The organism is Pseudomonas rustica, from assembly GCF_049959085.1.
GTDB classification, from domain to species: Bacteria; Pseudomonadota; Gammaproteobacteria; order Pseudomonadales; family Pseudomonadaceae; genus Aquipseudomonas; species Aquipseudomonas rustica.
The window spans coordinates 2,375,968-2,398,614 of record NZ_CP188200.1; the positions used below are offsets into that span (position 1 = coordinate 2,375,968).

The following is a 22,647-nucleotide window of genomic DNA, read 5'->3' on the forward strand; positions in this document are numbered from 1 at the left end:
GGGTCACTGCCGGATCATCTCCCTGACCTTCGCCGTCAGAAGGTCAAAGGTAAACGGCTTGGTGATCATCTGCATCCCTGGATCGAGGAACCCGCCGCGCACGGCCGCGTGTTCCGCATATCCAGTGATAAACAGCACCTTCAACCCCGGCCGATATTGACGACCAATCTCCGCCAACTGCCGACCATTCATGCCCGGCAAGCCGACGTCGCTGATCAGAAGATCAATACGCTGCGCCGAATTCAGAATCGGCACCGCACCGTCGGCATCCCCAGCCTCGACGAAGGCATAACCCAACTCGCTTAAAACCGCGCTGACCAGCACGCGAACGGCCGGGTCGTCTTCGACGATCAGCACCGTTTCACCGTTGATTGCATCCGGCGCTTGCTGAATATCGGTATCGGGTTGTTCCAGCTCTTCACCACGGAAGCGCGGCAGGTAGAGTTTCACCGTGGTGCCTTGATCGATTTCGCTGTCGATCGAGACATGGCCGCGTGACTGCTTGCTGAAGCCGTAAATCATCGACAGACCGAGCCCGGTGCCCTGGCCGATTGGTTTGGTGGTGAAGAACGGATCGAACGCGCGGTTGATCACGCTTTGCGGCATGCCGCTGCCATTGTCGGTGACGCTGAGCATCACGTAATCGCCGGGCTCAAGGTTGCTGTAGGCCTCGGTGAATTCGCGATGCAGCACCTGATTGCTGGTTTCGACGATCAATTTGCCACCCTCGGGCATGGCGTCGCGGGCGTTGATTACCAGGTTGAGCAGGGCGCTTTCCAATTGATTCGGATCGGCCTCGGCGACCCACAATTTGTCGTTCAGGCGCATGTCCAGCTGGATGCTTTCGTTGAGACTGCGTTGCAGCAGCTCGCCCATCGACAGCACAAGGGTATTCATCTGTACGGCTTTGGAATCAAGCGACTGCCGACGAGAGAACGCCAGCAGCCGATGGGTCAGGCCAGCGGCGCGGTTGGCAGAAGTCACGCCAAGATCGATCAGGCTGTCGAGATCATCCAGGCGCCCACGCGCAAGTCGCCGGCGCAGCAACTCAAGGCTACCGATGATCCCGGTGAGCATATTGTTGAAGTCGTGGGCGATGCCGCCCGTGAGCTGGCCGACCGCTTCCATTTTTTGCGACTGGCGCAACGCTTCTTCGTTGTGGCGAAGTTGCGCGGTGCGTTCCTCGACCTGTTGCTCGAGGGTTTCCAGCGTCGATTGCAGACGCCGTTCGCTTTCACTCAGATCGATCAAGCGGTCGCGGGCTTCATATTGTCGTCGTCGACCGCGCAGGGCGGCGGAGACCATACTGATCAGTGTCGCCGGGTGAAACGGGCGTTCAAGGAACGACACGTTTCCCAGCAAGTTGCTGAGTTGGGAGGAGGGGCCTTGTTCCTGCCCACCGTGATGGGTTAGCAACACGATCGGCAGATCCGACCACGCCGGCTGATTTTCCAGGTGTTGGAACAACGCTTCCATTTCCGGGCCGCGCAGGGCTTCGGCTGCAATCAACAACAGCCCTGCGCCGGGCTCCAGTTGCGAACACAGTTCGCCGAGATCCGGGGTGATCAGCCCTTCAAAACCTGCCTCATTGAGGATCATCAGCGCAATTTGGCTGTCGCGACCCACGGGCGCCAGAATCAGCGCCCGTTCGGCCAGCGGCGTAGTCACCGTCACAAGCTATCTTCCTGCAACAGCGGTTTGCTCGCGCCGAGGTAAGTCGGTACGCCACGAAGCACGCCCTGGAAGGCTTCCAGCGGTTCACCAATGGTCATGCCTTGCGTGGAAATGCGGTATTCGCGAATGGTCGATTCGTGGCTGCCGGTGCGTTTCTTGATGATGGAAATCGCCCGCCGGACTTTGCCGAGGGCTTCGAAGTAACGCAACAGAATCACCGTGTCGGCCAGGTAAGTGATGTCGACCGGCGCTTGCATATCGCCGACCAGACCATGTTGGGCGACCGTCATGAACGTCGCCGCGCCTTTGCGGTTAAGGTACAGCAGCAACTCGTGCATGTGCAGCACCAGGGCGTTTTCTTCCGGCATCGCGGCTTGATAGCCGTTGATGCTGTCGATCACCACGGTCTTGATTTCTCCTTCATCGACGCAGCGTCGCACGCGGTGGGAAAACTCGCCCGGCGACAGTTCGGCGGCGTCTACCTGTTCGATCAACAGATTGCCGGTCGCTTGCAGGGCCTTGAGGTCGATGCCGATATTTCTTATGCGCTCGAACAGCAAACCCAGTTCTTCATCGAAAATGAACAACGCAGCTTTCTCGCCACGCGTCACTGCCGCAGCGGCGAAAATCATCGAGATAAGCGATTTACCGGTACCGGCCGGGCCGAGAATCAGTGTGCTGGAACCGGTTTCGATGCCACCGCCGAGCAGGGCGTCCAGCTCTTTGATGCCGCTGGTGAGCTGCAGGCGTGCATATTCTCCACGGTGTTCGGCGGCGACCAGCCTTGGGAATACGTGAACGCCGTCACCCATGATGGTGAAGTCGTGGAAGCCTCCGCGATACTTCTGACCGCGGTATTTGACCACCCGCACGCGGCGGCGCTCGGCGCCATAGTTTGGGGTCAGTTCTTCCAGACGAATCACGCCGTGGGCTACGCTGTGCACGGTTTTGTCGAGGGACTCGGTGGTCAAGTCGTCGAGCAACAGTACGGTAGCGTTGTAGCGCACGAAGTAATGTTTGATTGCCAGAATCTGCCGGCGATAGCGCAAAGAGCTTTGCGCCAGCAAACGGATCTCCGACAGGCTATCGAGCACGACGCGGGTCGGTTTGAAGCGTTCGACCGCTTCGAAAATCTGCTTGGTTGCTTCGCCCAACTCCAAATCGGAGGAGTACAGCAGGCTCTGCTGATGCTCGGCATTGAGCAGGCTTTCCGGTGGCGTCAGCTCAAAAATCTTGATGTTCTCATCCAGCTCCCAGCCGTGGGAGAGCGCACCCTGGCGCAATTCATTCTCGGTTTCCGACAGCGTGATGTACAACGAGCGTTCGCCGGCTTTCGCGCCGGCCATCAGAAAATGCAAAGCGACCGTGGTTTTACCGGTTCCGGGTTCTCCTTCCAGCAGGAAAACATGCCCGCGCGATAAGCCACCGGCCAGGATGTCATCCAGGCCCACAATGCCGGTGGCGGCTTTTGCACTGATCAACTCGTTAGATGTAGACAAAAAATGCCCTCTCATGACTAGGGGAAGCGAGGCAGCTGACTCGATTGAGCTGCCTGATTACTTGACCTTGGGCCGTGATGGCAGTTCCGCTCTTTCTTCTTGAAAGTTTACGGCGAACACGAAAATCTGAGGCAGGCCTTTGTGGCGAGGGGATTTATCCCCGTTGGCGTGCGCAGCAGGCCCTGCTTTTGGTGAAGAGGGGCCGCTGCGCGACCCAACGGGGATAAATCCCCTCGCCACAGGCAGTGGTGAATTCGGTCAGGGTGCTTGAGGTTTAGAGGCCCTGTTGCAAAGCAGGATCATCCGGATTGAGTTGTTCCAGTTGTGCCAGCAAAACCTGCACGTTCTGCAATTGACCGCTTTCTTTCCAGTAATTGATCAGCAACACCCGCGCCTTGCGGTCGGCAGGATGGCGCTGAACGATTTCCTGCAACTGATTCTGCGCGGCTTCCAGTTCTTCGGCACTGTGCAGGGTGGTCGCGAGGTCGTAGCGATAATCCTTGTTGTCGGGTTCAAGTTCGACGGCTTTGGATAAGCCGAGCAAAGCAAATTCGAGCTGATCATGGTGCAGTAACCAGAGGCCGAGAGCATGTTGCAGATACGCCGAATCGGGCTGGGCTTTGAGCTGCTTCGCGAGCAATTGCCGGGCAGCGTCGCTCTGGCCTTGACGGTCGAGCACATCAATCTGCATGACCAGCGCCGGTAAGTTGCCCGGCTCCAGGCGCAAAGTGTTTTCCAGCGCGTCTTGCGCTTGCTTGAGTTCGGCATTGTGCAAGTGCAGGCGCGCCAGTTGCGCGTAGGTCGCAGCGCTCGGTGGTTGCTCCTTGAGGACTTGCTCCCAGCCGTCGATCGCTTGCTCCAGCGGCGCGAAGTACAACCCCAGCTCATCCGGGGTCAAACCGAGCAGGGCATTGATCGCGGCAAAGCGAACGGTTTGATCCTCGTCCTCCAGCAGCGGCCCGAGCAATAGGCTGCGCTGGCCGCCGGGTACCAGGCCCACGACACTTTTGATTGCCGCCAGGCGAACATCGGCCGCTTCGCTCTGCAAATCCGCATCGGCCAGTTTCAATGCCTGCGGGCTTGGGTAATTGGGTAATTCGGCATGCAGCCACACGCGGCGTTTCACCGACAGATCAGGCCGCCCCAATTGCTGATACAACTGCCGCGCCGCCCCCGGCTGACCGGCACGCGCCGCCGACAAAGCTTCGCTGTAGCCATGCTTGATCGCTTCGGGGACAACCGGAGTGGTGCTGCGCAGTGACAACCAGGCGACGATCACCATCAATGCGAGGCCAAGGCTGATGAGCAGGTAGCGGCGGGACTGGGGCATGCAGGTATCCGGAAACGTGCTGACTTGAGCAGAGCGGCAAGCTTCGGTCAGCTCGGCGCGGGAGTCAAACCTTGTCCTTGTGAAACGTCCTACAACACGCGTCGAATGCATTACTCGCCCGGCTTGCGATGCAGTGTCTACGCTTGCAGGAGTTGCTTTTAATGAGTGTGCCCATGCAAGCCCTGTTCAATTATTTCAAAGCGGTGATCCACCCGGGTCAGGCTGTGCTGCTGTTTGGCCTGCGCACCATCGCCGCCGGGTTGCTGACGTTATATCTGGCGTTTTTGTTCGATCTTGACCAGCCGAAGTGGTCAATCATGGCGGTGGTGATTGTCAGCCAGCCGCTGGCGGGGATGGCACTGGCACGCAGTTTTGGCCAGGTGATTGGCACCACGCTGGGTGCGGCGGTGGCAGTGCTGATCATGGCAATCTTCCCTCAGGCACCGCTGCCATTCATTACAACGCTCGCGTTGTGGTTGGCACTGTGTACGGCGGGCGGCACGTTGTTGCGTTACACCAGTTCACAGGCATTCGTACTCAGCGGGTATACAGCGGTGGTGGTGGCGTTGTTGGCGATTCCCGAACCGGACGGGACGTTTCTGCTGGCCGTCACCCGCGTCACTGAAACGTTATTGGCGGTAGCCTGCGTCTGTGTGGTCAGCCTGCTGACGGCGAGGCCCGAAGCGGTGGCCAAGGGTTATTTCGCCAAGGTTGATCAAGTGATCAAACTGGTCGCCGGCCATGCCGCCGCCGTGATTCGCACGGAAGAAAGCGAAGCCGATTTTCAGCGTCGGCAAATGCAGGTGCTCGCTGAAATCAGTGCGCTGGAAGGCCTGCGTCGGCATTTGTACTTCGATGCACCGCGCCTGCGCAGCGCTAACAATCTGGTGCTGTTACTGGGCAATCAACTGATGTTGCTAACGTCGCGGCTGACCGCACTGCGTCACCAGCGGCAATTGCTCACCGAGCGTTGGGAAGGTGATCTACCGCTGGATATCCAGCGATTACGCGCCGATGAACTGGCGTTTCTCGATCAATTGGCGCAGCAGGGCCGTGCCATGCCTGAGGAGGCCCGGCACCACTTCGTCACGTTGCAGCAACAGTTCGACGAAATGGCCTACAAGGCCGAGCAATTGACCGAGGACATGAGCGCCACTTTGCGCTCACTGGCGTGGGCGCTGCGCTGGGAGCAAGCGCGGTTGATGCAACAACTGGAGCAAATTCTTGAACTCAGCGATGCGATCCAGGAAGGGCGCGAGGCCAGTTGCATGTTTCGCGGTCAGCAGAGCCCGCTGCATCTGGATTTCACCCTGACCTCGATGAACGCAATTCGAGCGTTCACCGCTTTGCTGGTGGCCGGGCTGATCTGGATCGAAACGGCGTGGGACGGCGCTCGCGGCGGGATGATTCTGGTCGGCATCCTGTGTTCACTGATGGCGACGTTCCCGCGGCCGCTGATGGCCGCGCAAAGTTATGCGCGTGGCTTGGGCGTGGCGTTGCTGTTGTCGGCGCTCTATCAATTCATGATCGTGCCAGCGATCAGCAACTTCGAAATGCTGGCGTTGGTGCTCGCGCCATTGCTCTATGTGATCGCGGTGGGGTTATCCAGTCCGGCCACGGCGGGCATCGCGATGGGGTTGGGTTTGTCGAGTTTTCTGATGCTCGGCCCGCAGAACGCTGGTACCGGGCAGAACAGCGCAATTCAATGGTTTGAGTTCGCCGGCGCTTACGTCAGCGCGGCGATGCTGGCGCTGATTGTCTACGCGTGGATTTTCCCGTTTCGTCCGGCGTGGCGCCTGCGTCGCCTCTATAACGAAGCACGCGAGCAGGTCTATCAACTGACCAAGCTGCCGGCCACCGATGAACAGCAATTCGCTTTCGAAAGCCGCATGGTCGATCGCCTGACCAGCATGCAGGGTCTGTTGCCGGCGGTGAATGACCGAGCGATGCCGCAACTCTACGAAGTGACGCTGGCGTGTCTGGCGCTGGGGGTGGCGATGCAGCAACTACGGCTGCAAGCACAGAACAACACGCTGGTGACGCCTGCGTTCAGCCAGCATTTGTCTTCAGCGTTGCGCCACACCGGGCGGTTTGTGGCCGCGCGTGATGATGTGCAACTGGCGCCATTGCTGGAACGACTTCACGCATTAGGCGATGAGCTGGACGAATTGCACGTCGCCAGTCACGAACATCTAGGGTCGGTGTTCCGTATGCGTGTGGCGCTGCTGATCGTCGTGTCATTCCTGCAACGTCATGGCGAATATCTGCAAGCAGGAACCGTTGAGGGAGAACCGATCCTTGCCCATTGATTTCGAAGTTGGCGGCGTCTACCTGCCGCCCATTGCCCAGGCGCTGTTACTCGCCATTCCGATATTCCTGCTGCTGGATTGGGTGCTGCGTCGTCTGGGCGTGTTGCGCCTGGTTTGGCACGAGGCCCTGTTCGAAGGCGCGTTGTACGCCTGCGTCTGTGCCACGTTGATTTTGTTGATGGGAGCCTGAAGCCTTGAAAATGTTGTTGGTAAGACTGATGACCGTGGCGGTGGTGATATTGGCGATCGTTCTCGGCTGGTTCGCTTGGGAGTATTACACCCGCGCGCCGTGGACACGGGATGCCCGGGTGAGGGCGGATGTGGTGACATTGTCGGCCGATGTCTCCGGGCGCATCGTCAGTCTGGCAGTGCAGGACAACCAGCACGTTGATAAAGGCCAATTGCTGATGGAGATTGATCCGGCACGCTACAAACTGGCGGTGGAACATGCGCGACGTGAGGTCGAGGTGTCCAAAGCCACGCTGGGCCAATCGAAAGCTTCGATTGTTGCCAGTGAGGCATTGCTCAAACAGCGCCAAAGCGAAGAACGCAGGCGGCGCACGTTGAAACAGGGTTTTGCCATTTCCGGTGAGGAGTGGGAGAAGTCCAGCACCGACGTCGCGGTGGCCCAGGCCGATCTGTTGCGCAATCAGGCCAATCTCGGGCTGGCCGAGGCCAATGTGCAATTGGCGATTGCTGCACTGAGCCAAGCGGAACTGGATTTGCAGCGCACCCGCGTTGAATCCCCGGTCAGCGGTTTCGTCACCAATCTACTGACCCGCCAGGGCGATTACGCCGTGGCCGGTGGCGCGCTGTTGGCGCTGGTCGACAGTGATTCTTTCTACATCAGCGGTTATTTCGAAGAAACCAAACTGCCGAGGATCGAAGAGGGTGACCGGGTCAAAGTGCAGTTGATGAGCGGCGAAACCTTCGGTGGCACGGTGCAGAGCATCGCCTACGCCATTGCCGACCGCGAAAACGCCCCGGGCAGTCGACTGCTGGCCAACATCAACCCGAGTTACACCTGGGTAAAACTCGCGCAACGGGTACCGGTGCGGATCGAGATTGACGCGGATTACGCTGGCAAGAACCGCTTGCGTGCAGGCACAACCGCCACCGTCACGATCCTGGAATCACACTAACCCCTGTAGGAGCTGCCGAAGGCTGCGATCTTTTGATCTTGCCCATCCAAAAGCAACATCAAAAGATCGCAGCCTTCGGCAGCTCCTACATGTTGATTCGGCAGGCACAAAAAAGCCCCGCGACCGAATGATACGCGGGGCAAAAAATTTGGTTGGTTGCGGCCAACCAAAGGAGCTCTTTAACAATCGATTACTTGCTGGCAACAGTCTCCGGTTGCCAGCCACCGCCGAGGGCTTTGTAGATCGCGACAATGCCGCGATACAGATCGACTTCGGCCTGCGCCTGGGTGTCCTCGGCGTTCAGACGTTCACGCTGAGCATCAAGCAGCACGAGGAAGTCGGTAGTGCCTTCGCGATAGCGGATCTCGGCGAGGTCAGCAGCCTTGCGGCTCGACTCACTCTGACGAATCAGCGAGATCAGCCGTTGCTGACGTTTACCGTAATCGCTGAAGGCGTTTTCCGATTCTTCCAGGGCCAGCAGCACTTGCTGCTCGTAAGTCGCCAGTGCGCCTTCGGCTTCGGCATCGGCGCCGCGCAAACGCGCTCGCACGCTGCCAAGGTCGAACGCAGCCCAGGTGATGCTCGGGCCGAGTGCCCAGGCGTTGGCCGCCGAGGAACCGATTTGCGAACCACGCCCGGCCGTCCAGCCGAGGAAACCGCTGAGGCTGACCCGTGGGAACAGATCGGCTTTCGCCACGCCGATGCGCGCTGTGGCCGAAGCCAGGTTGCGTTCTGCGCTGAGAATGTCCGGGCGACGTTGCAGCAGTTCACCCGGATCGCCAATTGGCAGGGCCTTGGCAATCGCCGGCAAGTCTTTTGGGCTGAGGTCGACGGTCAGCTTGTCCGGACGCTCACCCAGCAGGGTGGCGATGCGGTTTTTCTGCCGAACCTGCTCGGCCTGTAATTGCGGCACGCTGGCTTCTACCGAGGCCAGACGCGCATCGGCACGTTCGACGTCGAGCTGATCGCCAACGCCGGCGTCACGCAGGCTGATGGTGATCTTGCGCGACTCCTGCTGGTTGTTCAGGTTGGCCACGGCGATCTTTTCCCGCAACTGAGCGCCGCGCAGTTGACCGTAAGCGTCGACCAGTTCGGCAATCATGGTGACTTGCAGTTGGTACAGATCGGCTTTGGCGGCCTCTTGATCGGCGTCGCTGGCTTCCAGATTGCGCTGGATGCGCCCGAACAGATCGAGCTCCCAGGCCATGTCCAGACCGAGATCATAGCGTTCGCTGTTGACCCGATCGGTGGTCTGGCCGGGGATTTGCCCCTTGGCCAGATCACTGCTGACGCGGCTGGTGATGGTCGGCATTGCATCGTTGCTGGCGTCGTCGCGGATTGCCCGAGCGGCTTTCCAGCGGGCGAACGCCACGCGCAGTTCACGGTTGCCTTGCAGCGATTGGGTCACCAACTGGTTGAGGGTCGGATCGTCGAATTGCTGCCACCAGATGCCTTCGAATTTCGAACGGTCGAAGTTCTTTTGCCCGGCGGCGCCGTCGGTGACGGCCGTGATGTTGGCCGCCTCCGTGGCTGGGGTCTTGTAGTCGGGGCCGACGGCGCAGGCGCTGAGGGCCAGCACCAGCAGGCTCGGCAGGAAGACTTTCAGACTCATTGTTGCGCCTCCAGTTTGAGGGCCTTAGCTGCTTTGCGGGCTTCGCCGCGCTCAACAAAGTTACGGATCAGCACGTAGAACACTGGCGTCAGCAACAGACCGAAGAAGGTCACCCCAAGCATCCCGGAGAACACCGCCACGCCCATGGCATGACGCATCTCGGCACCGGCACCGCTGGAGAACACCAGTGGCACCACACCCATGATGAACGCGAAGGAGGTCATCAGGATCGGCCGCAGACGCAGACGGCAAGCTTCCAGTACTGCGGCGAGCGGGTTGAGGCCTTCTTCCTGTTTATCCTTGGCGAACTCGACGATCAGAATCGCGTTCTTACACGCCAATCCGACCAGTACGATCAAACCGATCTGGGTGAAGATGTTGTTGTCACCGCCCGAGATGATCACGCCGGTGATGGCCGACAGCAGGGTCATCGGTACGATCAGGATCACCGCCAGTGGCAGGCTCCAGCTTTCGTATTGAGCGGCGAGTACGAGGAACGCCAGCAATACGCAGAGCGGGAACACGAACAGCGCGGTGTTGCCAGACAGAATCTGCTGGTAGGTCAGGTCGGTCCACTCGTAGGTCATGCCGTTCGGAAGTTCTTCCTTGAGCAGTTTCTCGATGGCTTTTTCGGCCTGCCCGGAGCTGTAGCCTGGGGCTGCGGCACCGTTGATTTCTGCGGTAATGAAGCCGTTGTAGTGCATCACGCGATCCGGGCCCGAGGTGTCGCTAACCTTGATGAAGGTCGCCAGCGGGATCATTTCGCCTTTGTTGTTACGCACTTTCAGCTGACCGATCTGATCGGATTCGAGGCGGAACTGCTGCTCGGCCTGAACGTTGACCTGATAGGTGCGCCCGAAGCGGTTGAAGTCGTTGGCATACAGCGAACCCAGGTAAATCTGCAGGGTGTCGAAGATGTCGCTGACGGCCACGCCGTGGGTCTTGGCTTTTTCACGGTCGATGGCGGCATCGACCTGCGGCACGTTCACGGTGTAGCTGGTAAACAGGCCTGCCAGTTCCGGCACGTTATGGCTCTTGTTGATGATGTTCATGGTTTCTTTGTACAGCTCGTCGTAGCCCAGGTTGCCCCGGTCTTCGATTTGCAGACGGAAACCACCAATGGTGCCCAGACCTTGTACCGGCGGTGGCGGGAAGATCGCCATGTACGCTTCTTGAATGTTGGCGAACTGGCCGTTCAAGGCCCCGGCGATCGCACCGGCGGACATGCTCGCGTCTTTACGCTCGTCGAACGGTTTCAGAGTCACGAAGACGATGCCGGCGTTCGGACTGTTGGTGAAGCCGTTGATCGACAGGCCCGGGAACGCTACAGCGCTTTCCACGCCTGGTTGTTTCAGCGCGAGGTCGGACATGCGTTTGATCACGTCTTCGGTGCGATCCAGGCTCGAAGCGTCCGGCAGTTGCGCGAAAGCGACGAGGTATTGCTTGTCCTGGCCGGGTACGAACCCGGTCGGGGTGCTGGAGAAGCCGAAGAAGGTCAACACCATCAGGCCTGCGTACAGCAGAAGGGCGATGCCGCTGCTGCGGATAACCCGGCCCACCGTGCCGACGTAGCCATGGCTGGCGCGGTCGAAGAAACGGTTGAACGGACGGAACAGCCAGCCACCGAAGATCTTGTCGAGCACTTTCGAGAAGCGGTCTTTCGGTGCGTCGTGGCTTTTCAGCAACACAGCGGCCAGCGCTGGCGACAGGGTCAGCGAGTTGAACGCCGAGATCACGGTCGAGATGGCAATGGTCAGTGCGAACTGCTTGTAGAACTGCCCGGTGAGGCCGGAAATAAACGCCGCCGGAATGAACACCGCACACAGCACCAGCGCCGTGGCAATGATCGGGCCGGTCACTTCACGCATCGCCCGTTTGGTCGCTTCGACCGGGGTCAGGCCGAGTCCGATGTTCCGCTCGACGTTCTCCACCACCACGATGGCGTCGTCCACCACGATACCGATGGCCAGTACCAGACCGAACAGCGACAGCGCATTCAGCGAGAAGCCAAACAGGTGCATCACCGCAAACGTACCGATCAACGATACCGGCACCGCCACCAACGGAATGATCGAGGCGCGCCAGGTTTGCAGGAACAGAATCACCACCAGAACCACGAGGATCAGTGCTTCGAAGAGGGTGTGAACCACCGCTTCGATCGAGCCGCGCACGAAGATCGTCGGGTCATAAACGATGCTGTAATCCATGCCTTGCGGGAAGCTTTTCTTCAGCTCGTCCATCTTGCCGCGAACTTCGTTCGAGATATCGATGGCGTTGGAACCTGGGCGCTGGAAGATCGGGATCGCCACGGCAGGCTGGTTGTTCAGCAGGGAACGCAGGGCGTATTGGCTGGAACCCAGCTCGACGCGAGCGATGTCTTTCAGGCGAGTGATTTCACCATTGTCGCCAGCGCGAATGATGATGTTCTCGAACTCTTCCTCAGTGACCAGACGGCCCTGAGTGTTGACCGACAGCTGGAAGCTCTGGGCATTCGGGGCAGGGGGCGCGCCCAATTGGCCGGCGGCGACCTGACGGTTCTGCTCGCGAATCGCGGTAACCACATCGGTCGCGGTCAGATTGCGTGAAGCGGTTTTGTTCGGATCGAGCCAGACCCGCAACGAGTAGTCGCCCATACCGAACAGCTGCACGTCACCAACACCGTTCAGACGCGCCAGCTCATCCTTGATGTTGAGGATCGCGTAGTTCGACAGGTAGAGCATGTCGTAGCGTTTGTCCGGCGAGGTCAAGTGCACAACCATGGTCAGGTCGGGCGAGGCCTTGTCGACGGTGATACCGATGCGTGTCACTTCCTCGGGAAGTTTCGGCTCGGTTCGGGTCACCCGGTTTTGCACCTGCACCTGCGCATTGTCTAGGTCAGTGCCCAGGGCGAAGGTGATGGTCAGGGTGATCTTGCCGTCGGCAGTCGACTGCGAGGACATGTACAGCATGTTCTCGACGCCGGTGATGGCTTGCTCCAGGGGAGCCGCCACGGTTTCACCGATGACTTTGGGGTTGGCGCCCGGGAAGTTCGCACGCACCACCACGGTCGGTGGCACGACTTCCGGGTATTCGCTGATGGGCAATTGGAACAGCGAGATCGCACCGGCGATCAGGATCAGCAGCGACAGCACCGCTGCGAAGATCGGCCGTGAAATGAAGAATTGGGAAAAATTCATCGGAGTTGTCGTCCCTTAACCGCGTGGGGTCGTGGCGGCCAGCTTCACAACCGCACCGGACGCACCCTTGGCAGGGGCGACTTTGGGCAGGTTGCTGGCTTCCAGCGCTTGACGTTGTTGAGCGAGTGCCGCGATGGTCTGTTCGCTGGCCATCGGCACCACTTCCGGGGTGACCGGCGAGCCAGGGCGAACCCGTTGCAGACCCTTGACGATGATCGTGTCGTCCTTGTTCAGACCGGTGCGGACGATGCGCAGGCCTTCGATTTTCGGACCGAGTTCGACGGCGCGGTACACGGTGTTGTTGTCCGCATCCATCACCAGCACGAACTTCTTGCCGAGGTCGGTGCCGACCGCTTCGTCGTTGATCAACATCGCGTTGTAGGTGCCGCTGCCGACCAGTTTCAGTCGTGCGTAGAGACCCGGGGTGTAGGTACCGTCGCTGTTGTCGAACACTGCGCGACCACGGATGGTGCCGGTTTTCGGGTTGACCTGGTTGTCGACGAAGTTCATCTGACCGAGGTGCGGGTTGCCGTCTTCATTGGACAGGCCCATGTACACCGGGGTGGTCGCGCCGCGCTGACCGTTGCGAGCGAGTTGGGTGTATTTGAGGAACACACGCTCGTCGGCATCGAAGTAGGCGTAAACGCGATCAGTGGAAACCACGCTGGTCAGCGGCGTGGTGTCGGCGGTCACCAGGTTACCGGCGGTGATCTCGGCACGGCTGACGCGGCCAGTGATCGGCGCGGTCACGCGGGTGAAGCTGAGGTTGAGTTTGGCCAGATCCAGTTGCGCTTGCAGGGCACCGACGGCGGCGCGGGCTTCTTGAGCAGCGCTGGTGCGCGAGTCAGCCAGTTCGGCAGAGATCGCGTTGCTGGCACGCAGACGTTCACCACGGCCAGCTTCGTTTTCACTGCGGGTGGCGTTGGCGCGGGATTGGGCGACAAGGGCTTCGAGGCGGCGAACCTCGGCCTGGAACGGACGCGGATCGATCTGGAACAGCAGGTCGCCTTTCTTGACCAGGGCGCCTTCAGTGAAAGCGACTTCGTCGATCTGGCCGGAGACCCGTGGACGGATTTCAACGGTTTCCGGTGCTTCGAGGCGGCCGGTGAATTCGTCCCATTCGTTGACCGGTTGTTCGATCACCTTGGCCACGCTGACTTTGGCAGCAGGCTGGGTGGCGGCAGTCTCCGGAGTCTTGCCGCAGGCGCTCATCACCAGGATGGCCAGCATGGCCAACGGGAAGCGCAAATGTTTGAGTGACTGTTCCATGGATGCATCCGCCAATGTATTGAAGATGGGCGGATGATGCTCGGCAGGCTGTGATGGCACGAATCGAATGAAGCAAAGGTAACTATCATTCGGAATGATATAAGACCGCAGCGAGCCCTCTAGCATGCACCTTTCGTTAGGGTGCTATCAATATCCTTAATGAAAGTTTCATGCGAGGCGCTGCCGGCGCATGGCGCACCCATAAAGAGGGCGCGCCACTTCAGAGCGGATCAGAAGTTGTACTTGAAGCTCGTCATGATATTGCGCGGTGCGCCGTAAACCCCGTACAGACCGGACTGGCTGTAGTACTCGCGATCAAACACGTTGTTCAGATTCACCGAAGCGCTGAGGTTGTGGCTGATGTCGTACTTGGCCATCAGGTTGGTCACCGCGTAGCTGCCCTGGCTGAACGTATGCAGGTCGGCGCCGACTTTGCTCTGCCAATTCACGCCGCCGCCAATCGTGACTTTGTCCAGCGGGCCGTGCAGGCGATAGCTGGTGAAGGTCTTGAAACTGTTGCGCGGCAGGTTAGTGTTGATGCGCTCGTCGTCGGCGTTGGTGGTCACTGAATACGCGTAGCCGGCGGAGGCCTGCCAGCCTTCGGCCAGTTCACCGTTCAACTCCATCTCGATGCCTTTGGAGGTGGTGTCCTGCTCGGAGCTGTAGACGTTGTCGTGTTGCCAGATCGCCAGGTTGTCCTGCTCCAGTTTGAACACGGCCAGGCTGGAGTTGAGCTTGCCATCGAGGTGCGTGCCCTTGATGCCGATCTCGTAGCCTTTGCCTTCCATCGGGTCGAGCGGTTTGTTGTCTTCGTCGGTGACCCACGAGGCTTGCGGGTTGAAGATCTTGGTGTAGCTGGCGTACAGCGACCAGGTGTCATTGAGGTCGTAAACGATACCGGCGTACGGAATGAACACGCCGTTTTCTTCGCGATTGACTTCGCTTTCTTCGCCGCCATACGGGCGATCCGAGGTGTCGCGTTTCCAGTTGATCACGCGGCTGCCGAGAATCAGGCTCAAGTCATCGCTGACGCTGAAACGCGAGGTCAGGTACGCCGCGTATTGATCTTCGTCGATCGACGATTTGCCACTGACGGCGAAGTCCGGTTTAACCGAGTTGCCGTCCCAGGTGAACAGGTTGTCGATAGCGCCCGCCGGCGAGCCGTTGTAGTCGTAACGCCAACCGCCCCAGCTCGGCGTGCTTTCTTTGTACTGTGAGAGGGTCATGCCGGTAATCAACTGGTGTTCGCGCCCGAACAGACTGAATGGGCCGGTGAGGTACACATCGAGGTTGTCCTGACGCGGCGTGCCCGAGAAACGCACCGGCAGTTGCGACAGACCGCTGCCGTCGGTATTCAGCTCACCCATAGCGAAGTTGAACAGTTCGTCGAACTTGTTTTCGGCGTGGGTCAGTTCGATCTTGCCGCTCCAGCCGTTGCCCAGTTGCTGCTCGATGGAGGTGAAGAAACTGGTCTGTTCGTGATCGTTGTACGACCAGTCCGGCGCGGCATTCAACGATCGTTGCAGGTCAGTGCGCTGGCCGGTGCTGAAACGCGTCGGCAGGCCGGAGCGCAGCGGCGAGTCTATGTCGCTGCGCAGATAACTGAAGCCCATGGTCAGCAGGGTGTCTTCCGTCAGATCAAACTCGGTGATGCCGTAGATCAGCTGCGACTGCTGGTTGTAACGGTCGATCCAGGCTTTCTCGGTTTTGTAATCGGCGACAAAGCGTCCGCGCACATTGCCGGTTTCCGTCAGCGGCCCCGAGACGTCAAAACCGGTGCCGTAGCGATCCCAGTTGCCGGCTTCACCGGTGATGCTGGCCTGCGCTTCGGCAGTCGGGCGCTTGCGGATCAGGTTGATCGTCGCGGACGGGTTGCCCATGCCACTGATCAAACCGGTGGCGCCGCGCACGACTTCGATGCGGTCGTACATCGCCATGCTTTGCGAATAGTTGTCGAGGCGCGTGTTGGTGGGAACGCCGTCGACCTCGTAGTTCTGAATCGCAAAACCGCGCGACCAATAGGAATCGCTTTCCGAACCGAGACCGTCGCGCACCACGGTGATGCCCGGCGTGGCTTCGAGGGCATCGGTCAGGTTGGTCAGGCGCTGGTCATCGAGACGCTGACGGGTCATCACCGTCATCGATTGCGGAGTCTCGCGCGGGGTCAGGTTCAGCCGCGTCGAGCTGCTGGAGGAATACGTGGTGTAGAGCCCGGTGCCTTCAGTGGTCGAACCCGGCGCCTTGCCGGAAATCGACACCGCGCCCAGCTCCAGCGCATCACCGGTGCTGGCCTGCAGCGAATAATTGCCGTTGGCGCCGCGACTGGCTTCAAGCCCGGAACCGGCCAGCAGAATCGCCAGGCCTTGGTCGACGTCGTAACGACCTTTAAGGCCGGATGTGCTGCGCCCATCGGTCAGCGATGTGGAGTAGGACAACAGGATGTGCGCAGTCTGGCCAAAACGCGTCAACGCCGGTGCGAGCGCACCAGCGGGGATATCGAAATCTTCTTGAGTTTGCTCGGCGGCGGCCCAGTTTGGCGCGATCAGCAGTGGTGCGGTCACTGCCATGCAAGCGATGCCTTGAACCACGGCGCCGGCCAGTTTCTGTTTGATCGAAAATTGCCAGCCCTGGCGTTTGCGTGCGGTGAGATTCACGAGTTGCTTCCCCATTGAATTGAATGTCTGGGGTTTAAGTCTCGCGAGAATCGAAATCGGACCACCCAAATGCGAATATTTTTCAGTATCAGGCGGTGCGCGGTTTCAACGTCACCCAGTAGCGAGTGAATTGCTGCACATCGAGCTGCAAAGTGTCAGCGACCGCGAAGATGATTTTCTCGGTGTTGCCGAGGGGGAAGGTGCCGGAAACCCGCAGGTCGGCCAAACGCGGATCACAGGCCAGATGGCCCTGGCGATAACGGCTCAGGTCTTCGAGGAAGTCGGCCAGACGTTGGCCTTGCGCGACCAGCATGCCCTGACTCCAGGCCGGCGTGGTAAGTGCAATGACTTGCCTGCTGAAAATCTCCCCGGCGCTGAAACTGATTTGTTCGCCGGCCTTGAGTGCGATGGGCTGATGCGGCATACGGGAAGGGTTGATCGCCAACGTGCCCTGATAAACGCTGACCTGAGTGAAACCGGCGCGCTGTCTGACGCTGAAGCGCGCGAGTGCGGATTCCAGTCGACCCTGAGCGGTGTCCACCGACAACAATCGGCCATCGGCGCGGGTGACCAGCAGCTCGCCGCGCAGCAACTTGATGCGCCGCGATTCCCGTTCAAAAACCACGTTGATTGCGCTGTCGGTGTTGAGCTGGATTTGCGTGTTATCGGCCAGCGTAAAGCTCTTTTGCTCGCCAACCTGGCTGTAGTAATCCGCGCGCCGGTCTTGCACCAACGCCGTGTCTTTCATGGCCCAGGCACCGGCACCGGCCGCAAACAAAACGCTCAACTGCTTGAGCGCCGAACGCCGTGACAGCGTGGGTCGCAGGGCGGCGTGGGCGAGGGAGCGCTGGTCGGGGCTGCGCAGGTCGCGCATGCGTCGTGCAAACACTTCCGCCCGTTGCCAGGCGTGCTCGTGCACCGGGTGCGCCTGACGCCAGCGCATCCACGCCGCGAGCGTCGCTTCGCTGACCTCGGGCTCCTGCAACTCAAGGTGCCAGTGCATGGCCTGCTCGGCGACGTCGCCGGAAATCGCCAAAGTGTCTGCGCGGTTCATGGCAGGTCGAGGCTGTCATCGAGCATGATGCACATCGCCCCGGCTTTGATGATGTAGCGCTTGACCGTGGTGATTGAAACGTCGAGCCGCGCGGCGATTTCACCGTGACTCAAACCGTCCATTTGCGACAGCAGAAACGCCTCGCGCACCGGGCGCTCAAGACCTTCGAGCGCAGCGTCGAGGGCGATCAGGGTTTCCAGCAGAATGGCCTGAGTTTCCAGGCTCGGCGCGACCTGTTCAGGCATCGCTGCCAGTGCTTCAAGGTAAGCGCGTTCGAGTTTTTGTCGGCGGTAATGATTGCACAGAACACTCTGCGCCACCTTCGCCAGAAAGGTGCGCGGGGCGTGTAGTTCCGGCACTTGTTCCTTGGCCAGCAGGCGCATGAACGTGTCTTGCGCCAGATCCGCCGCACTCTGCGAGCAATTGAGCCGACGCCGTAGCCAGTTCTGTAACCAACCGTGCTGCTGGCGATAGAGCACAGCGACATCGCAGAAACTGGTTTGTGGAGATGGAAGCATCGTAGGAGGGCGCCGGATAAGGATGGTACAAATGATAATCCTTATCATATATATCGGCCGGGTGTGGCGGCAAGAAGTGTGCGTAGGAATTTTCGCAGCAGGGGTTGGCGCAAAGAGGCTAACGCCGCTGAGGTGTCAGCGACGACGTCACCATCGACGGTGGGTTCTAGAGGCTGTCCGGATCGCCAAAGAACATCTGAATCCGCGACCTCAACCAACGCTCGCCCGGATCATTATCCTGCGATCCACGCCAAGCCATGTGCAGCTCAAACGTGCGCGTCGGCAACGGCGGATCTTCCGCACGAACCCCACCAGCCGCCGTCAGCGCTTCCGCGGTGTAATCCGGCACGGTCGCGACGATGTCAGTGCCCGCGAGCAACGTGCTGAGCCCGTTGAACTGCGGCACGGCCAGCACCACATGCCGTTTGCGGCCAAGCTTTTCCAGCTCTTCATCAATAAAGCCGCTGAGGTCGCCGGCAAACGACACCAGCGCATGCGGCCGCGCACAATAATCATCCAGACTTAACGGCCCCGGCACGGTATCGGCGCGCAGCAATTTAGGCGCGCTGCGACGCAAAACCTTGCGTTTGGCGTTGGCCGGCAGGTCGGTGGTGTAGCTGACGCCAATGGAGATTTCGCCGGAAGCCAACAGGCCCGGCATCAATATGTAGTTGACGCGACGAATCACCAGCACGATGCCTGGGGCTTCAGCGCGAAGGCGTTTAAGCAGCATCGGCAGCAGGGCGAACTCGACGTCATCGGATAAACCGATGCGGAACACCGAGGTGCTGGTCGCCGGATCGAATTCCGCGGCACGGCTGACGGCCGTGGAAATCGAATCGAGGGCAGGCGAGAGCAGGGCGAAGATTTCCACCGCGCGGGCAGACGGTTCCATGCTGCGCCCGGTGCGTACAAATAACGGGTCATCGAACAGGCTACGCAGGCGCGAGAGCGCCGCACTGATCGCCGGTTGACCGAGAAACAGCTTTTCCGCCGCCCGGGTCACGCTGCGTTCGTGCATCAATGTTTCGAATACGATCAACAGGTTCAGGTCGACACGACGCAGGTCATTACGATTCATCTGGAGTCCTGGCAGAGTCATCAAGCTTGACGAGAGCGGCCATATGAGAACAATGGCCGGCATGAATCTTACGGGGAAAGGCTGGTACTCTGCACCGGTAAATTCAGCTTTACCGAGCCGGTGGCAGTGATTTTTTGCTGGATTGTGCCAATGCCGCCCATACTGCGGAATCAATGACAGGCATGTCGACTATTAATAGCCACTGATAGTCTTGGGTTAAAAGCCCAGATAGAGTTCATGGCATTAGAGGTTACTTTGACGAGGTTTGCGATGTCCCGCACGATCCGTTTTCACAAGTTTGGTCCCGCCGAGGTGCTCAAATGCGAAGAGCATGCGGCCGCTCAGCCAGGTCCTGGCGAAGTGCAGGTACGTGTCGAAGCGATCGGCATCAGCTGGTATGACACGCTCTGGCGTCAGAACCTGGCCTCGTCTCAGGCACGTTTGCCTGCAGGCCTCGGTCACGAGATGGCCGGTGTGGTCACCGCCGTCGGCGACGGTGTCGATGATCTGTCGGTAGGCGACAAGGTGGCCAGTTTTCCGGCCGAGAGCGCCAACGATTATCCGGTTTACGGCGAGCAGATCTTGCTGCCGCGTACCGCGCTGACCCGTTATCCAGACGTCCTCAGCCCGATCGAAGCCAGCGTGCATTACACGCCGCTGCTGATTGCCTATTTTGCCTACGCCGATCTGGCGCGGGTCAAGCCGGGGCAATTCGCCTTGGTCACTGACGCCAGCCACTGTGCCGGGCCGTCCTTTGTACAACTGGGCAAAGCTTTGGGTGTACGCGTGATTGCCGCGACCAAGACCGCGGAAGAGCGTGAATACCTGCTGTCGCTGGGTGCCGAGAAAGTCATCGTCACCGAGGAAGAAGATCTGCTGATGCGGATCAACAAGATCACCGACAACCGCGGCGTTGACGTAGTTTTCGATGGCCTGGGTGGCCCACAGATGTCGTTGCTCGGTGACGTTCTCGCCCCGCGTGGCAGCCTGGTGTTGTACGGTCTGCAAGGTGGCAACCAGACGCCATTCCCGGCGTGTGCAGCGTTCCAGAAGAACATTCAGTTCTTTGTGCACTGCATCGGCAACTTCACTGGCAAGCCGGAGCTGGGCATCACGCAGGATTCGGTGGCGCTGCAACGTGCCTTGCGTGACATCAACCAGTTGACCGCTGATCGTGTGCTGCTGCCGCTCAAGACTCGGGTGTTCCCGTTCGATGAGTTTGTCGAAGCACACCGCTACATGGATGAATGCCCGTGTCGCGAACGGGTCGCCCTGCAGGTCGAACCGGCGTAACACTGCTGAACAGAGTCCGTGGCCCCACGGACTCTTTGCGTTTATCCCCCAAAAAGAGACTGCCTGCGCGTGATGCGTGTAGGGCCATTCAGCAACTGAACTGGTTTTTGCTCTCGATCTGTATCTTCTAATCGCTATATAAGCCCTGATAATTGAATGATTACTTTCATCTCAAGGAATGAGCCATGGCTGTGCATTCTATTTGCCCTGTGCAATATCAAACGGCTACTTCTGCTGGTCGTGTCAATTTCTGTTTAATTGTTGTAGGGCTATTCCGAAGTTGCGTCCTTTTTTCTTGTGCTCAATTGTCGTGGGCTGTTGTGGGAAGTTTCCTAGGAATATTTTCCACAAAAAAATACCGTTATTTAACAATCGGTTGAAGCCCATGGTGTGGGCGTTGATGGGGTCTTAACTGTTCAAGTGTTTCAAATAACTACGATTGCGTAAGTGTTAGCATTTGAGCGTCTATTACTTATTGATGAATTGTTGTGCGACCGAGCATTCAGTCTGCGCAGCATGAAACTATTGATACCGGGTAAATACCGATGAGCACGATCCATGATCAGGCAATGAATTATGTCTACCAGCAAGTTCTGCAGCGTTTGCTGAGCTTCTTCTCACGCGCAGAACGTACGGCGTTGCAGCTATTCATGCAGCGACTGCTGGTGGCCGCTGACGGCATGGAAAACATCGGTCATTTCAAGGTGCTGGTCGTCCAGTCGGGCTCCCGGGACAGCTGTTACACGCTGGCCCTGCTGCGGGCCGCGCAGTTGAGCCTGGCCAGTCGTTCACCGGCGACATTCCAGTTGCGCGTGGCCAACCTGCGCTGGAACGGCACAAGTCCTTTCGCCTTGCAGAATATGCACCGTAGCTACAGCGCACTGTTTCTGTATGACGATCCTCGGGTTGAGCTGTTGATGGTGGATCATCGCGAGGTGCTGCCGTTCGATTATCAGACGCCCGCCAGCGAGGACAGTCGTGAAGCCAATCGTGTCAATCTGTTGATGGTCGGCCATCGCCGCACATGGGATGAGCCCCTTGAACTGTGGGACGACGCTTACCTGGCTACGGCGGAGTTCTACAGCCAGATCGCCCGCTGGAACAATGGCGTCGATGCGATGATTGGTGCCGAAACACCGCGCCGACAACAGCAGTTTCTCGAGGGGCTAAATCGCGCTGCGCTCAAGGCCGAGATCGGTGGTTTGCCTGCTGAACACGGTGGATTTGACGCTTTATTCCCGTTGCTCGACGGCCTTGGCCCAGATTTCTACCGCCATTTTCATGCGGACGGTGAGCACCTGTCATGGCGTCCGGAGGGCAAGTTTGAGGCCTGTCGCCGCACCAGTTTTATCGCTATCAACGACATGATTGTCGGAAAACTTGAAGAGCGCTGGCCTTTGCTCAGTGATTTTCTCGGGTTCCAGGCCGACGATCTTGCGCTGTATCACAGCGACAACGACTACGTTGAGCCGCTGCTTGCCGCGCATCTTCAGGGTTTGCAGGCGTGCGTGATCGAAGGGCGGACGTACGAGGCCGGCATCAGCGAATATTTGCAGGAAAGCCTGTTGACGATGCGCCTCAAACAGGTGCCCGAACCGGTGTGTGAGCAGTTGCTGGCCAATTTCGGCAACTTGCTCGACCTCGAACAGCGGCGCATTCAAGCGGCCAATCACCTGCAAGCGACGTTCGCAATCAGTGAAACCCAACTCACGTGCCTGTTGTTTGCGCCGTTCATTGATCATGGCGCCGGGCTCGAGCGGTTTCTGCGCAAGTGCCACCCCGGCATGCTGGTGGCATTGCCTGACCTGCACCGCGCCATGCAGGGCTCGAGTGCGCCGGAACAGGTCATGAAGTGGATGACCGATGTCAGCGGATTGCCGGTCAAACTGATCAGCCGTTTGTACGCTATGGGGCCGATTCACATGCCGCAATCGACTGAAGCATCAGGCTCACGCGCCGATGCCAGCGAGGCGGATGTCGTAGCGGGTGACCGGTCGGCGGAAGGTTGAAATTGAGCCTTTTGGCACAAATTGCGC

Annotated in this window: 15 protein-coding genes; 5 read left to right on the plus strand and 10 right to left on the minus strand. The window is 59.2% G+C overall.

What is annotated here, in order from left to right:
• Positions 1–3: 3 nt before the first annotated feature.
• From ACP3TY_RS11015 to ACP3TY_RS11025, 3 genes are all read right to left on the minus strand, one after another.
• The gene (locus ACP3TY_RS11015) at positions 4–1,674 is read right to left on the minus strand and encodes an ATP-binding protein (protein ID WP_426619960.1); all 1,671 of its coding nucleotides are present in this window, start codon (positions 1,672–1,674) and stop codon (positions 4–6) included.
• The gene (locus tag ACP3TY_RS11020) at positions 1,671–3,173 is read right to left on the minus strand and encodes an ATPase domain-containing protein (RefSeq protein ID WP_426619961.1); all 1,503 of its coding nucleotides are present in this window, start codon (positions 3,171–3,173) and stop codon (positions 1,671–1,673) included. Before ACP3TY_RS11020 ends, ACP3TY_RS11015 begins: the two co-directional genes overlap by 4 nt.
• Before the next feature lie 274 nt (positions 3,174–3,447).
• The gene (locus tag ACP3TY_RS11025) at positions 3,448–4,503 is read right to left on the minus strand and encodes a tetratricopeptide repeat protein (RefSeq protein ID WP_426619962.1); all 1,056 of its coding nucleotides are present in this window, start codon (positions 4,501–4,503) and stop codon (positions 3,448–3,450) included.
• Between the two features lie 161 nt (positions 4,504–4,664).
• Between ACP3TY_RS11025 and ACP3TY_RS11030 the strand changes: the two genes are divergently transcribed.
• Genes ACP3TY_RS11030 through ACP3TY_RS11040 form a run of 3 tightly spaced genes read left to right on the plus strand, consistent with a single transcriptional unit; the run spans position 4,665 to position 7,954 of the window.
• A complete protein-coding gene (locus ACP3TY_RS11030) occupies positions 4,665–6,812 on the plus strand; it encodes an FUSC family protein (protein WP_426619963.1) in 2,148 nt (715 codons plus the stop codon).
• Positions 6,802–7,002 carry a DUF1656 domain-containing protein gene (locus ACP3TY_RS11035; RefSeq protein ID WP_053119922.1) on the plus strand — a complete coding sequence of 67 codons (201 nt, stop codon included), beginning with the start codon at positions 6,802–6,804 and terminating at the stop codon, positions 7,000–7,002. Before ACP3TY_RS11030 ends, ACP3TY_RS11035 begins: the two co-directional genes overlap by 11 nt.
• A 4-nt stretch (positions 7,003–7,006) precedes the next feature.
• A complete protein-coding gene (locus ACP3TY_RS11040) occupies positions 7,007–7,954 on the plus strand; it encodes a biotin/lipoyl-binding protein (RefSeq protein WP_426619964.1) in 948 nt (315 codons plus the stop codon).
• A 190-nt stretch (positions 7,955–8,144) separates the two neighbouring features.
• On the opposite strand, the gene ACP3TY_RS11045 is transcribed toward ACP3TY_RS11040, so the two are convergent.
• The 7 genes from ACP3TY_RS11045 to ACP3TY_RS11075 form a co-directional block, all read right to left on the minus strand.
• Positions 8,145–9,566 carry an efflux transporter outer membrane subunit gene (locus ACP3TY_RS11045; protein WP_053119925.1) on the minus strand — a complete coding sequence of 474 codons (1,422 nt, stop codon included), beginning with the start codon at positions 9,564–9,566 and terminating at the stop codon, positions 8,145–8,147.
• Positions 9,563–12,742 (minus strand): efflux RND transporter permease subunit, encoded by a 3,180-nt coding sequence (locus ACP3TY_RS11050; protein ID WP_053119927.1) that lies wholly within the window; start codon positions 12,740–12,742, stop codon positions 9,563–9,565. The genes ACP3TY_RS11045 and ACP3TY_RS11050 overlap by 4 nt, the downstream gene beginning before the upstream one ends.
• Before the next feature lie 15 nt (positions 12,743–12,757).
• Positions 12,758–14,011, minus strand: a complete 1,254-nt coding sequence (gene mexE / locus ACP3TY_RS11055) for a multidrug efflux RND transporter periplasmic adaptor subunit MexE (RefSeq protein WP_053119928.1) — start codon at positions 14,009–14,011, stop codon at positions 12,758–12,760.
• A gap of 230 nt (positions 14,012–14,241) precedes the next feature.
• A complete protein-coding gene (locus ACP3TY_RS11060) occupies positions 14,242–16,578 on the minus strand; it encodes a TonB-dependent siderophore receptor (protein ID WP_426620458.1) in 2,337 nt (778 codons plus the stop codon).
• 175 nt (positions 16,579–16,753) lie between these two features.
• Complete coding sequence (locus tag ACP3TY_RS11065; RefSeq protein WP_426619965.1) at positions 16,754–17,719, minus strand: FecR domain-containing protein; 966 nt, start codon at positions 17,717–17,719, stop codon at positions 16,754–16,756.
• Positions 17,716–18,237: a sigma-70 family RNA polymerase sigma factor gene (locus ACP3TY_RS11070; RefSeq protein ID WP_159811317.1), complete on the minus strand. Its 522-nt coding sequence runs from the start codon at positions 18,235–18,237 to the stop codon at positions 17,716–17,718. The genes ACP3TY_RS11065 and ACP3TY_RS11070 overlap by 4 nt, the downstream gene beginning before the upstream one ends.
• A 166-nt stretch (positions 18,238–18,403) precedes the next feature.
• On the minus strand, positions 18,404–19,318 hold the full coding sequence (locus tag ACP3TY_RS11075; protein ID WP_053119932.1) for a LysR family transcriptional regulator: 915 nt from the start codon (positions 19,316–19,318) through the stop codon (positions 18,404–18,406).
• A gap of 270 nt (positions 19,319–19,588) precedes the next feature.
• Between ACP3TY_RS11075 and ACP3TY_RS11080 the strand changes: the two genes are divergently transcribed.
• Together ACP3TY_RS11080 and ACP3TY_RS11085 are read left to right on the plus strand one after the other, a co-directional pair.
• Positions 19,589–20,611: a zinc-dependent alcohol dehydrogenase family protein gene (locus tag ACP3TY_RS11080; RefSeq protein ID WP_053119934.1), complete on the plus strand. Its 1,023-nt coding sequence runs from the start codon at positions 19,589–19,591 to the stop codon at positions 20,609–20,611.
• A gap of 545 nt (positions 20,612–21,156) precedes the next feature.
• Positions 21,157–22,620, plus strand: a complete 1,464-nt coding sequence (locus ACP3TY_RS11085) for a hypothetical protein (RefSeq protein ID WP_426619966.1) — start codon at positions 21,157–21,159, stop codon at positions 22,618–22,620.
• The last annotated feature ends 27 nt before the right edge of the window (positions 22,621–22,647 follow it).